The organism is Pandoraea thiooxydans (assembly GCF_001931675.1).
In the GTDB taxonomy this organism is placed as follows: Bacteria; Pseudomonadota; Gammaproteobacteria; order Burkholderiales; family Burkholderiaceae; genus Pandoraea; species Pandoraea thiooxydans.
Genome location: NZ_CP014839.1, coordinates 130149 through 143010 on the forward strand (window position 1 = coordinate 130149; position 12862 = coordinate 143010).

A 12862-nucleotide genomic window follows, 5' to 3' on the forward strand; every position below is an offset into this window, starting at 1 on the left:
CCGAGGAGATTAGCCCGGAGTGTAGCCGGAAAACCATGGCCATAGCATGGCACCGGGAGTGTGGCGCACGGCCCTCTCAGGCGGTATCGTCTTCGGAAATATGCTCGTTCCAATGCAACTTGCGCCGCAATGTCGCGTAGTAGTTGTAGCCCGCCGGGTGCAGGAAGGTGACCGAGTGCTCCGAGCGCTTGACCGCGATGCGGTCCTGCAGGTGCAGCGCATTGAACGATTGCATATCGAAGTTGGCGCTGACTTCGTGGCCCGCGACGATACTGATGACGATCTCGCACTGATCGGGCAGCACGATGGGTCGATTCGACAGCGCGTGGGGAGCGATCGGCACCAGCACGATGCCGGCCAGCGCCGGGTGAAGAATCGGCCCGGAAGCCGACAGCGCATAGGCGGTGGAGCCGGTGGGGGTGGCGACGATCAGGCCGTCCGAGCGTTGCTTGTACATCAGACGCCCGTCGACGTCCACACGCAATTCGACCATGCCGGAGAAGCCGCTGCGGTTGACCACCACGTCGTTGAAGGCGAGAGCCCGGTAGATCGTTGCGCCGGCGCGCTCGATGCGGGCGTCGAGCAGCGTTCGGCGCTCCCGTTCGAAGGCCCCCTCGAGAATGGCGGGCACGACCTGCAGCATGTCGCCCAGCGGGATATCGGTCATGAAGCCGACCCGACCGTGGTTGACACCGATCAAGGGGATGTCGAAGGCGGCCAATTGCCGGCCGATGCCGAGCATCGTGCCATCGCCGCCGAGCACCACGGCGACGTCGGCCTGCTGACCGATCTGCTCCGGGGCCAGCGCCGCGTAGGGAGCGGCATCGGCGCCGAGCGTGCGCGCGGTGTCCTGCTCGAATACCACCCGAAAGCCGCGTTGGCTGATGCAGCTCGCCAATGCCAGCAAAGGGCCGGCGATGTTGTCGGCATTGTATTTGCCGATCAGCGCGACCGTTTTGAAAGGGCTCCCGTTTTTCATGCCGCCATTACACCATAAGTCCGTGGCGGGAGCTACCGCGCCCGGCTGCGCCGCGCGGCTCGCGCCGCAGGGCCTGCGCCGGGGTGAAAGCGCACCGGCCGGGCGGGATTCGCGCTACAATTTTTACCTATGCTAGACCAACGTGCACAAACTCTCCTCAAAACCCTGATCGAGCGGTACATCATCGATGGCCAACCGGTCGGCTCGCGGACATTGTCGCGTTATTCCGGGCTCGAGCTGAGTCCGGCCACCATCCGCAACGTGATGTCGGATCTGGAGGAGCTCGGCTTTGTCTCGAGCCCCCATACGTCGGCCGGGCGTGTCCCGACGCCACGCGCCTACCGCCTGTTCGTCGATACGATGCTGGCGGTGCATCCGCTCGAGGCGGCGGTGCAGCAAGTCGTCTCGCAGGTACAGAATCGCCTGCAGCCGGCCTCCCCCCAGCAACTGGTGGCGAGCGCGGCACAGGTGCTGTCGAATCTGTCGCAGTTCGCCGGTGTGATTCTCACGCCCCGCCGTAGCCAGGTGTTCAAGCATATCGAGTTCCTGCGGCTTTCCGAGAAGCGGATCCTGCTGATCATCGTTACCCCAGACGGCGACGTGCAAAACCGCATCATCCTGACCGCCAGCGACTACTCGCCCGCCCAACTGGTGGAGGCCGGCAATTACATCAATACGCATTTCGGCGGGCTGAGCTTCGACGAGGTGCGACGCCGCCTGCGCACCGAGCTCGAAGCGTTGCGCGGCGACATGACCACCCTGATGCAAACCGCGATGGAGGCAAGCACCGACGTGATGGCCGAGGGCGCTGAAAATGTACTGATCTCCGGCGAACGGAATCTGCTGGGCGTCGAAGACCTGTCGTCCAATATGGACCGGCTGCGCCAGTTGTTCGATGTGTTCGAGCAAAAGACCGGTCTGCTGCAATTGCTCGATGTGTCGAGCCGCGCGCAAGGGGTGCAGATCTTCATCGGCGGTGAATCGCATCTGGTTCCAATCGAACAGATGAGCGTGGTGACAGCCCCGTATGAGGTCGACGGCAAGGTGGTCGGTACGCTGGGCGTGATCGGGCCGACCCGCATGGCATACGAGCGGGTCATTCCGATCGTCGATATCACCGCCAAGCTGCTGTCGAATGCGCTGAGCCAACACTGAGCCAGCCGAGGCCGGCTCCACCGGTAACGCTTGGTTACAAAGTGCGGCAAGCCTCTTGCCGGGCCGTGCGTTAACTTGAGGGTGATCAACCCGTCGTGCCCGGTGCGGCACGGTTTGGAGACTCTCATGAAGATGCGGTTAGCTGTTTCGGCGGTGCTCACGTGTTTGCTGAGCTGCCTGTCGTGGGCGGCGCAAGCCCAGGGGGATCCACCGGCGAGCATCGCTCGCCTGAACGTCGTCAGTGGCCCGGTAAGCGTGGCGCCGGCCGGTGCCGACCAATGGATCGACGCCAATCCCAATCGTCCGCTGACCACTGGCGACGACATCTGGGCGGATCGTGGGGCGCGCGCCGAATTGCAGATCGATTCGACGCTCGTGCGCCTGGACGGCCAGACCAACCTCAGTCTGCTCGACGTCGGCGATCGAAATGTGCAACTGAAAGTAACGCAGGGCGCAGTCAACGTGCGTCTGCTCGAATACGATCCCAATCAGCCGGTTGAAGTCGACACGCCGAATCTTGCCTTCGTGCCGCGCAGGGCGGGGGAATACCGACTCGATGTCGAGCCCGACGGCACCACCGAGGTTACCGTGTGGCGCGGCGAGGGCTCGGTCTATGGCGACCATGCGGCCATTTCGATTGGCGGGGCGCGGCAACGGTTTCGCTTTGCCGGCACCAATCTGCAACTGCTGGCCGGGGGGGCTGCGCCCGGCTATGACGATTTCGACCAATGGGCCGCCGGGCGCGATCGGCTGGTGGATAACTCGCCGTCGGCCCGCTATGTGTCGCGTGACATGGTCGGCTATGAGTCACTCGACGCATACGGTGTCTGGCAGACCGATCCGGAATACGGCGCGGTTTGGGTGCCGACCGTCACGTCGCCGGGCTGGGCGCCGTACCACGACGGCCACTGGGTCTGGATCGCCCCCTGGGGCTGGACCTGGGTGGACGACGAACCCTGGGGATTTGCCCCGTTCCATTACGGCCGTTGGGCCTATGTGCATGCGCGCTGGTGCTGGGTACCGGGCTCGGTGCGCGTACATCCGGTTTATGCACCGGCCCTGGTCGCCTGGGTCGGCGGCGACCACGACGACCACTGGAGCGTGACGCTGGCCACCGGCGTGGCCGGGATCGGCTGGTTCCCGTTGGGCCCGGCCGACGCCTACCGCCCGTCCTATCGAGTCAGCAACACCTACATCGAGCGCGTGAACCGTACGGTGATCGTCAACAAAACGATCAACCGCAATACCTACATCACTAACAATGTGTCCCGCACGGTCTATGTCAATGAGCACGTGCATAACGCGATAACCACGGTGCCGGCGGCAGCCTTCGTGCAAGGCCGGCCGGTCGTCTCGAGCGCGGTCGCGATGGCGCCCGGGTCGGCGGCGCGCGTGCGGGTCGGCACCAGCCCGGAAGTCACGCCGGTGGCGCGCAGCGTCATGGGCGACGCGCGCCAGGCGCGGCACGCACCGCCGCACGACGTAGTGGCGCGTCAAGTGCTGGCGTTGCGCACGCCGCCGGCTCCGCATCCGGCATTCGTCTCGCGCAGCGGGGCAGCGGTCAAGCCGCAGGCCGAAGGTCGCCAGATGGTCCTGAATTCCGCCACTGCCGGACGGCCTCGGCAGGTGCGTGAAGGCGTCAAGGTACTGAGCAGCGTGCCGCAGCCGCGGCCCATCGACGCCACTCGCAGGCCCGCGCCGGATACCCGCTCGCCGGCCGGGCAGGGGTCTCGGGGGACGGCTCAGGGTCGGGTGCGGCCCGAGCCGCAGCGCGGCACGGGGGCGCCCGCGTTCGCGCCGCGCACGACCGCTCCGGCACAGCATGCGCCGTATCCCTCGCCGGCGCAGCCCCCACGGCCGCAGCATCGACCGTCGCAGACCGAGCGCAGTGGGCCGCAGCGGCCCGCCTTGGCGCCGCGTGCTCCGCGGCCGCAGCCACATGACCAGCAACTGCGCGCTCCGCAGCCTCACGTTCAGCAACCGCGTCCCGCGCCGGCGCCGCACCGGGACGCCGTGCGCCCCGCGCAAGGGCATGGCGGGCCGCAACGGCAACGCGATGACAAGCATGACGAAAGACACGGCAACTGAGCACGCCGGCGGCCTGTCGTGCGGGCCGCCGGTATCCCCGGTGCGTATAAATTGCAATTTGCGGTAAAGTGAGGCTCATGCATTTCGACCAAGAACCCGTACATCATCATGGCCAGCCCGGCAAGACCGCAGTGCTGCTTATCAATTTGGGCACGCCCGATGCGCCCCGGCCGGGGGCTGTCAGGCGCTATCTGAAGGAATTTCTGTCCGACCCGCGTGTGGTGGAAATTCCCGCGGCGCTTTGGCAGCCATTGTTGAGGTTGGTGATTTTGCCGCTGCGCGGCCGCCAGTCGGCACACAAATATGCGTCGATCTGGGCGCATAACGGCTCGCCGCTCAAGGTCAATACCGAGCAACAGGCCGCTGCGGTGCAAAAACTGCTGCAGGCCAACGATTACGATGTAATCGTCGATTATGCGATGCGCTACGGCAATCCGGGCATTGCGGAAAAAATCCGGCAACTGCGCCACGCCGGCGCCGAGCAAATCCTGCTGCTGCCGCTTTATCCGCAATACTCGAGCAGTACCACGGCAACGGCTTTCGATGCCGCCTTTCGTGCAGCCGGGCGTCTGCGCAACCAGCCGGCGCTGCGCACGGTCAAGCATTATCATGATCACCCAGCCTATATCGAGGCGCTGCGCCAACAGGTCGAGGGTTATTGGGTTCAGCATGGGCGTCCCGATTTCTCGGCCGGCGAGCGCTTGTTGCTGAGTTTTCATGGCGTGCCGCGCCGCACGCTCGATCTGGGCGATCCCTACCATTGCGAATGCCTGAAAACCGGGCGTCTGCTGAGCGCCGCGCTTGGCCTGGACGATACCGTTTGCCAGACCACTTTTCAGTCGCGTTTCGGCAAGGCGGAGTGGCTGCAGCCATACACGGCGCCGACGCTGGTTGAACTGGGCAAGACCGGGGTGGGGCGCGTGGACGTGTTCTGTCCGGGGTTCACTTCGGATTGCCTCGAGACGCTTGAAGAAATCAATATCGAGGGGCGTCGGCAATTCCTGGCCGCCGGCGGAAAGACGTTCAACTTCATCCCCTGCCTGAATACCGCGCCGGCCTGGATCACCGCAATCGGTGAAATCGCCGCATTGCATTTACAGGGTTGGCCGATTCGGCAACCGGATGCGGCCGCGCTCGAACGCAGCCGCGCGCGGGCCGAGGCGCATGGAGCGCGCGATTGAGCATCAAGATCGATAGCGACCCGTCAGCCGCGACACGCATCGACAAATGGCTGTGGGCAGCACGCTTTTTCAAGACCCGCAGCCTCGCCACCCAGGCGGTCGACAAAGGGCGTGTGCTGCACAATGGCCAGCGCTGCAAGCCCGCGCGCGACGTGCGGCCCGGCGACATACTCCGAATCGATAACGGCAGCACCCAATGGCAGGTGACGGTGCGTGCCATCGCAGAAGTTCGCGGTGCCGCTCCCGTGGCGCAAGCCCTCTATGAGGAATCGGAAGAAAGCCGCTTGAGGCGGGCCGAGGAAAGCGAACGGCGGAGCTTATACCGAGAGCCAGCGGCCGTGATCCAGGGCCGACCGACGAAGCGGGATCGACGCCGTATGGTGCGTCTTGTCGAACACGACGAATGAATGCCGAACCGGTGCGCGGCGTACCGGCCGACCCAGCCAATCGTGAAAGACGGCGTTGACGGTCCCATATTCCGTCGTGCGGGTGGTGACGGCGCCAGACAGGCAAATAGTGGCGGTTCCGGCGGTGACCAGCGCGAGCACAAAAAAGACGGCTAGCGGCACTTTCATGATGAACTCCTTTACCTAACAGGCTCGCCCACTGCGGGCGCCAGGATTTGGTTTTGATCTTATGCGCGCCATCGGACCGGTACAATAGCGTATTCGTAAGGCGTGTAACCGGATGTTGCCCGCCCGGCATACGGCGCGACGACCCCTTGAAATAGCGCTGGACACCCCCATTATGCATGCAGCATTGACGGGCTTTTTGCCCGGGAAAGTGCGTTATTTCAACGCATTGGAGCCCTTTTCTGTTATTTGACCGACTTATGAAAGATCAGCACAAGACCTCGGAAGAACAGGTGACGCCGGAGGCTGCCGCGCAGCAGCCCGCTGCGTCGCCCGAAACCGCGTCGGCTGCGCCGGCAACGACCCTGGAAGAGCAGTTGGCAATCGTGCAGGCCAAAGCCGACGAGTACTACGATCAGCTGTTGCGTACCAAGGCGGAAAGCGAGAACGTGCGGCGTCGCGCGCACGAGGATGTTGCCAAGGCGCACAAGTTTGCGGTGGAAAGCTTCGCCGAGCATCTCCTGCCGGTCGCCGACAGCCTGGAAGCCGCCTTGGCGGACAACTCGAGCGACGTCGCCAAGGTGCGCGAGGGTGTCGAGCTGACGTTGCGCCAGTTGCTGGCGGCATTCGAAAAGAGCCGCGTCAAAGTGATCGACCCGGTCGGCGCGAAATTCGACCCCCACCAACACCAGGCGATCTCCATGGTGCCGGCCGACCAGCAGGAGCCGAATACGGTGGTGGCGGTGCTCCAAAAAGGCTATCTGATCGCTGATCGCGTGTTGCGCCCGGCGCTGGTGACGGTGGCGCAGGGCAAGTGAAAACGCGCGGATGCGCGGCTGTCCCGGGTCGTGCATATATGCACGAAAACCCTTGAAAAACGCAGCGCGGCACGCATATTTGCGACAGATTGGCATTGACGGGGCATGCCCCAACGAACATAGGCTAGGAGAAAGAAAGCATGGGCAAAATCATTGGTATTGACCTGGGCACCACGAACTCGTGCGTCGCCCTGATGGAAGGTCATCAGGTCAAAGTGATCGAAAACGCCGAGGGCGCGCGCACCACGCCGTCCATCATTGCGTACATGGAAGACGGTGAGGTGCTGGTGGGCGCGCCCGCGAAACGGCAGGCTGTCACCAACCCGAAGAACACGCTGTTTGCGGTCAAGCGGCTGATCGGCCGACGCTTCGAAGAAAAAGAAGTGCAAAAGGACATCGGTCTGATGCCCTACAAGATCATCAAGGCCGACAATGGCGATGCCTGGGTCGAAGTGCGCGACAACAAATACGCGCCGCCCCAGATTTCCGCCGAAGTGCTGCGCAAAATGAAGAAGACCGCCGAGGATTACCTGGGCGAGCCGGTGACCGAGGCGGTGATCACCGTGCCGGCCTACTTCAACGATAGTCAGCGTCAGGCAACCAAGGACGCCGGCCGCATTGCGGGGCTCGACGTCAAACGGATCATCAATGAGCCGACGGCCGCCGCATTGGCTTTCGGTCTCGACAAAAAAGAGGGCGGCGACCGCAAGATTGCGGTGTATGACCTTGGTGGCGGCACGTTCGACGTGTCGATCATCGAAATCGCCGACGTCGACGGCGAGCACCAGTTCGAAGTGTTGTCGACCAACGGCGATACGTTCCTGGGCGGCGAGGATTTCGACCAGCGCATCATCGATTACATCATCGGTGAGTTCAAGAAAGAACAGGGCGTCGATCTGTCGAAGGACGTGCTGGCGCTGCAACGCCTGAAGGAAGCGGCCGAAAAGGCCAAGATCGAGCTGTCGTCGAGCCAGCAGACCGAAATCAACCTGCCGTACATCACGGCGGACGCGTCCGGGCCGAAGCACTTGAACTTGAAGATCACGCGCGCCAAGCTCGAAGCGCTGGTCGAAGAATTGATCGAACGCACGATCGAACCGTGCCGTACCGCCATCAAGGACGCGGGCGTCAAGGTCAGCGATATCGATGACGTGATTCTGGTCGGCGGCATGACCCGTATGCCCAAGGTGCAGGAGAAGGTCAAGGAGTTCTTCGGCAAGGAACCGCGCAAGGATGTGAATCCGGACGAAGCCGTGGCTGCCGGTGCGGCGATTCAGGGCTCGGTGCTCTCGGGTGATCGCAAGGACGTGCTGCTGCTAGACGTGACGCCTTTGTCGCTGGGCATCGAAACCCTTGGCGGCGTCATGACCAAGATGATCCAGAAGAACACCACGATTCCGACCAAGCATGCGCAGGTGTTCTCGACGGCCGACGACAATCAGCCGGCAGTGACCATCAAGGTATTCCAGGGCGAGCGTGAAATCGCGGCGCGCAACAAGGCGCTCGGTGAGTTCAACCTGGAGGGTATTCCGCCGTCGCCGCGCGGCACGCCGCAGATCGAAGTGACCTTCGACATCGACGCGAACGGTATTTTGCACGTCGGCGCCAAGGACAAGGCGACTGGCAAGGAAAACAAGATCACCATCAAGGCGAACTCGGGTCTGTCCGATGAAGAGATCCAGCGCATGGTGAAAGATGCCGAGGCCAACGCCGAGGAAGACCGCAAGCTGCGTGAATTGGCCGACGCGCGCAACCAGGGCGACGCGCTGGTGCACAGCACCCGCAAGGCGCTGACCGAATATGGCGACAAGCTGGATGCGGGCGAAAAGGAAAAGATCGAGGCTGCGATCAAGGAATTGGAGGACGAGCTGCGCGGGTCCGACAAGGAAGCGATCGATGCCAAGGTCGAGGCGTTGTCGACGGCCAGCCAGAAACTCGGCGAGAAGATGTACGCCGATATGCAGGCTCAGGCGGGCGCCCAGGGTGCCGCGTCGGAAGCGGCGGGTGCGCAGCAGCAGGCCAAGCAGGACGACAACGTGGTCGATGCCGATTTCAAGGAAGTCAACGACAAGAAGTAGGCATGCATGCGCTGCGCCGCGGGGAGAAGCCGCGGCGCGTGCCGGCCGGGTTCAGGCGCAAGCCCGACCCGGCTTTTTGCCTATGAGGGACGTGCAGTACAAGTGGAACGAATATGGCCAAACGTGACTATTACGAGATTCTGGGTGTAGCGAAAAACGCGAGCGACGACGAGATCAAAAAGGTCTATCGCAAGCTCGCGATGAAGTATCACCCGGATCGCAATCCAGATAGCAAGGATGCCGAAGAGAAGTTCAAAGAGGCCAAAGAAGCCTACGAGATGCTCAGCGACCCGGAAAAGCGGGCGGCCTACGACCAGTACGGTCACGCGGGAGTCGACCCGAACATGGCGGGAGCGGGTGGCGCTCAGGGCTTTGGCGGGTTTGCCGATGCGTTCGGCGACATCTTCGGCGACATCTTCGGCGGCGCCCAGGGCGGACGAGGGCGTGGCGGGCCGCAGGTTTATCGTGGCGCCGATTTGCGCTACAACATGGAGATCACGCTGGAGCAGGCGGCCAACGGCTTCGAGACACAAATCCGCGTGCCCGGCTGGGATAATTGTGAGGTGTGCCACGGCAGCGGCGCGAAGCCCGGCACGAAGCCGGAAACCTGTCCGACCTGCGGCGGTTCCGGGGCGGTGCGCATGTCGCAAGGCTTCTTCAGCATCCAGCAAACCTGCCCGAAGTGCCATGGCACCGGGTCGTATATTCCCGATCCCTGCGGCACGTGCCATGGCGTCGGCAAGATCAAGAAAACCAAGACGCTCGAGGTCAAAATTCCGGCTGGCATCGAGGACGGCATGCGCATCCGTCTGTCCGGCAATGGCGAACCAGGTGTCAACGGCGGGCCGGCCGGCGACCTGTATGTAGAAATTCACATCAAGGCGCACGACGTTTTTGAACGCGACGGCGACGATCTGCATTGCCAGATGCCCATTTCTTTTGCCACCGCGGCGCTCGGCGGCGACATCGACGTGCCGACGCTGCACGGCAAGGCGACGTTTGCCGTGCCCGAGGGCACGCAAACAGGCAAAACCTTCCGCTTGCGCGGCAAGGGAATTCGTGGTGTCCGCTCGAGCTATCCTGGCGATCTGTATGTACACGTGCAGGTTGAAACGCCCGTCAAACTGACCGAGCCGCAGAAAGAGATGTTGCGCAACTTCGAGAAATCGCTGACCGAGGGCGGCGCGCGCCATAGCCCGCAAAGCAAGGGCTGGTTCGACCGCGTCAAGCAATTCTTTGAATGAGCGGCGGCGCTTCGCGTGAGGCCGTCTTCGCGCTGCTCGATGAGAGCAGCGACGATGCCGGCGCGGCCCGCTCGCGGCTGTATACCGGCCTGATACGCCGGGTCGCGTGCGCCGCGCCGGCCGAACTGGCTGCCGCGTGCGCCGAAGTGCAGGACGCCTTGGCCGCCGGACGCTTCGCGGTCGTTTTGATCGATTATGAGTTCGGCGTGCGCATGCACGGCGCGGGTGCCGGGCAGCGGCCCGGCCAACTGGTTTTTTTGCTGTTCGAGCAGTGCCGCCATCTCGAGGCGCACGAGGTCGACGACTGGCTCGCGACCCACGATCCGGCGCAGGACGACTCTGTCGACGGGCTGCCGTCGGCACCCGGCGTGGCAGGTATTTGCGACTTGCGGGCCGATACGTCGCGCGACGAATTTGGCGGCGCGATCGACCGTATCCAGCAATGGCTGCGGGCCGGCGAGTGCTACCAGATCAACTACACGTACCGCCTGAATTTCGACGCGTTCGGCTCGCCGATCGCGCTCTACCGGCGCCTGCGGGCTCGCCAGCCGGTGCCATATGGCGCGCTGATCATGCTGCCCGACGACGAGCTTGGCAGCGGTGCCAATACCGCCGGCAGGGCCATCCTGTCGCTCTCCCCGGAATTGTTCGTGCAACACCGCGCCGGTGGTCTGACGGCGCGCCCAATGAAGGGCACGGCGCCCGCCCATACCGGCGCGCACCAAGACACGCGCAACCGCGCGGCGGCAGCGGAGTTGGCCGGCGATGAAAAAAATCGGGCCGAGAACCTGATGATCGTCGACCTGCTGCGCAACGACCTCAGCCGGCTGGCCATGCCGGGCTCGGTGAGCGTGCCCGCGCTGTTTTGCGTCGAGCGCTTTGCCGATGTTCTGCAAATGACCTCGACAGTGCAGGCGCGTCTGCGCCCAGGCACCGGATTCGCCGACGTGCTGCGCGCGCTGTTCCCGTGCGGATCGATTACCGGAGCGCCGAAGCATCGCACGATGCAGTTGATCGACACGCTCGAGAAAGCGCCGCGCGGGATATATACAGGCGCGATCGGGTGGCTCGATGCGTCCCGCGAGGCGGGGTCCGTGGGGGACTTTTGTCTTAGCGTGGCGATCCGGACATTGACGCTCGGTGCTCCGCGCGCCGATGGATTGCGTCCCGGGCAACTCGGCGTGGGCGCGGGCATCGTGCTCGACAGCCGGGCTGACAGCGAGTGGGCCGAGTGCCGCCTCAAGGCCAATTTTCTGAGCGCAATGGATCCGGGGTTCGCATTATTCGAGACGATGTACGCCACGTGCGCCGAAGGCGTCCGGCATCTGGATTGGCATCTGCAGAGGCTGCGGCGATCGGCGGCATATTTCGGTTTTATCTGTGACGAAGCAGCGGTGCGTGCCGCCGTGACAGCGCGCTGCAACGAATTGCCGGCGGGCCGGGCGTGCCGATTGCGGCTTGCCTTGCAGCGAGACGGTGCCGTAACGCTCACGCATGGCACGCTGACGCCGTTGCCCGCCAAGCTCAAGGTGTTGCTGGATCCGGCCGCGGCCCCGGTCGACGGCGATGCGCTCTGGTTGCGCCACAAGACCACGGTGCGGGCCCGCTACGACGCGGCATGGCGTGCGGCCGAGGCGCAGGGTGCCTTCGATCAACTGTTCTTCAATCAGCGCGGCGAGTTGACCGAGGGCGCGCGCAGCAACGTGTTCGTCAAGCTGCGGGGGGGCTGGTTGACTCCGCCCGTGTCCAGCGGCCTGCTGCCTGGCGTGATGCGCCGCGCGGTGCTGGCCGATCCTGCCTGGGATGCGCGCGAGGCGGTGCTCACGCGCGATGACCTGCTCGACGCGCAAGCGTTGATGATCTGCAATGCGTTGCGCGGTGCGGTGCCCGCCGAGCTGGTGGTGCTGGGGGGTTAGAAGCAGTGCGCAGCCGCAGGGAAGCTGCCCTGCTTGACCGCGCGCACATATGCCTCGACGGCGGCCGCAATGCTCGGTTGGCCTTCCATGAAGTCCTGGACGAAGCGCGGGCGCTTGCCTGGAAAGACGCCGAGCATGTCGTGCAGCACCAGCACCTGACCGGAACAATCGGGCCCGGCGCCAATGCCGATGGTCGGAATCGTGAGCGCCGCGGTCACTTCGGCCGCCAGCTTGGCCGGAATTGCCTCGAGCACCAGCAATTGCGCCCCGGCGCTCTGCACGGCCTGGGCATCGTCGAGCAGCGATTTGGCTGCCGCGTCGTGTTTCCCCTGCACTTTGAAGCCACCCATCGCATGCACCGATTGCGGCATCAGGCCCAGGTGCGCGCACACCGGGATGCTGCGCTCGACCAGCAGGCGGATGGTCGGCGCGAGCCACGCGCCGCCCTCGAGCTTGATCATCTGGGCGCCAGCCTGCATCAGGGTCACCGCGCTGGCGTATGCCTGCTCCGGGGTGCCGTAGCTGCCGAACGGCAGATCCGCGATGATCAGCGCGGTCTCGCTACCGCGCGCCACGCAAGCCGTGTGGTAGGCGATGTCGGCGACGGTGACCGGCAGGGTCGTGCGGTGGCCTTGCAGGACGTTGCCGAGGGAATCGCCGATCAACAGCGCATCGACGCCGACGCGATCGAGCAGCGCAGCGAAACTCGCGTCATAGCAGGTCAGCATGGCAATTTTCTCGCCGAGCTCGCGCATTTCCGCCAACCGGGGCACGGTGACCGCTTTGCGGGCGGACTCTTGCAGATAGGACATGATCAACTCCCGAGGGGGC

Annotated in this window: 10 protein-coding genes; 8 read left to right on the plus strand and 2 right to left on the minus strand. The window is 64.1% G+C overall.

From position 1 onward, the window contains the following. Positions 1-76: 76 nt before the first annotated feature. Positions 77-979 carry an NAD kinase gene (locus PATSB16_RS00610; RefSeq protein WP_047215953.1) on the minus strand — a complete coding sequence of 301 codons (903 nt, stop codon included), beginning with the start codon at positions 977-979 and terminating at the stop codon, positions 77-79. A 129-nt stretch (positions 980-1108) separates the two neighbouring features. Here PATSB16_RS00610 and hrcA point away from each other — a divergent pair, with 129 nt between their 5' ends. From hrcA to PATSB16_RS00655, 8 genes are all read left to right on the plus strand, one after another. Then, positions 1109-2134, plus strand: a complete 1026-nt coding sequence (gene hrcA / locus PATSB16_RS00615) for a heat-inducible transcriptional repressor HrcA (protein ID WP_047215954.1) — start codon at positions 1109-1111, stop codon at positions 2132-2134. A gap of 126 nt (positions 2135-2260) precedes the next feature. After that, entirely contained in the window at positions 2261-4222 is a 1962-nt protein-coding gene (locus tag PATSB16_RS00620) for a DUF6600 domain-containing protein (protein WP_047215956.1), read from the plus strand. Between the two features lie 77 nt (positions 4223-4299). After that, positions 4300-5403, plus strand: a complete 1104-nt coding sequence (gene hemH / locus PATSB16_RS00625) for a ferrochelatase (RefSeq protein ID WP_047215957.1) — start codon at positions 4300-4302, stop codon at positions 5401-5403. 2 nt (positions 5404-5405) lie between these two features. After that, on the plus strand, positions 5406-5810 hold the full coding sequence (locus PATSB16_RS00630; protein WP_047216821.1) for an RNA-binding S4 domain-containing protein: 405 nt from the start codon (positions 5406-5408) through the stop codon (positions 5808-5810). Positions 5811-6235: 425 nt separating this feature from the next. After that, positions 6236-6793, plus strand: a complete 558-nt coding sequence (gene grpE / locus PATSB16_RS00640) for a nucleotide exchange factor GrpE (protein WP_047215958.1) — start codon at positions 6236-6238, stop codon at positions 6791-6793. 140 nt (positions 6794-6933) lie between these two features. Next, on the plus strand, positions 6934-8871 hold the full coding sequence (gene dnaK, locus PATSB16_RS00645; RefSeq protein WP_047215959.1) for a molecular chaperone DnaK: 1938 nt from the start codon (positions 6934-6936) through the stop codon (positions 8869-8871). 113 nt (positions 8872-8984) lie between these two features. Beyond that, positions 8985-10115: a molecular chaperone DnaJ gene (gene dnaJ / locus PATSB16_RS00650; protein WP_047215960.1), complete on the plus strand. Its 1131-nt coding sequence runs from the start codon at positions 8985-8987 to the stop codon at positions 10113-10115. After that, complete coding sequence (locus tag PATSB16_RS00655; protein WP_047215961.1) at positions 10112-12031, plus strand: chorismate-binding protein; 1920 nt, start codon at positions 10112-10114, stop codon at positions 12029-12031. Before dnaJ ends, PATSB16_RS00655 begins: the two co-directional genes overlap by 4 nt. On the opposite strand, the gene panB is transcribed toward PATSB16_RS00655, so the two are convergent. Then, positions 12028-12843: a 3-methyl-2-oxobutanoate hydroxymethyltransferase gene (gene panB, locus PATSB16_RS00660; RefSeq protein ID WP_047215962.1), complete on the minus strand. Its 816-nt coding sequence runs from the start codon at positions 12841-12843 to the stop codon at positions 12028-12030. The genes PATSB16_RS00655 and panB overlap by 4 nt on opposite strands. Positions 12844-12862: the final 19 nt, after the last annotated feature.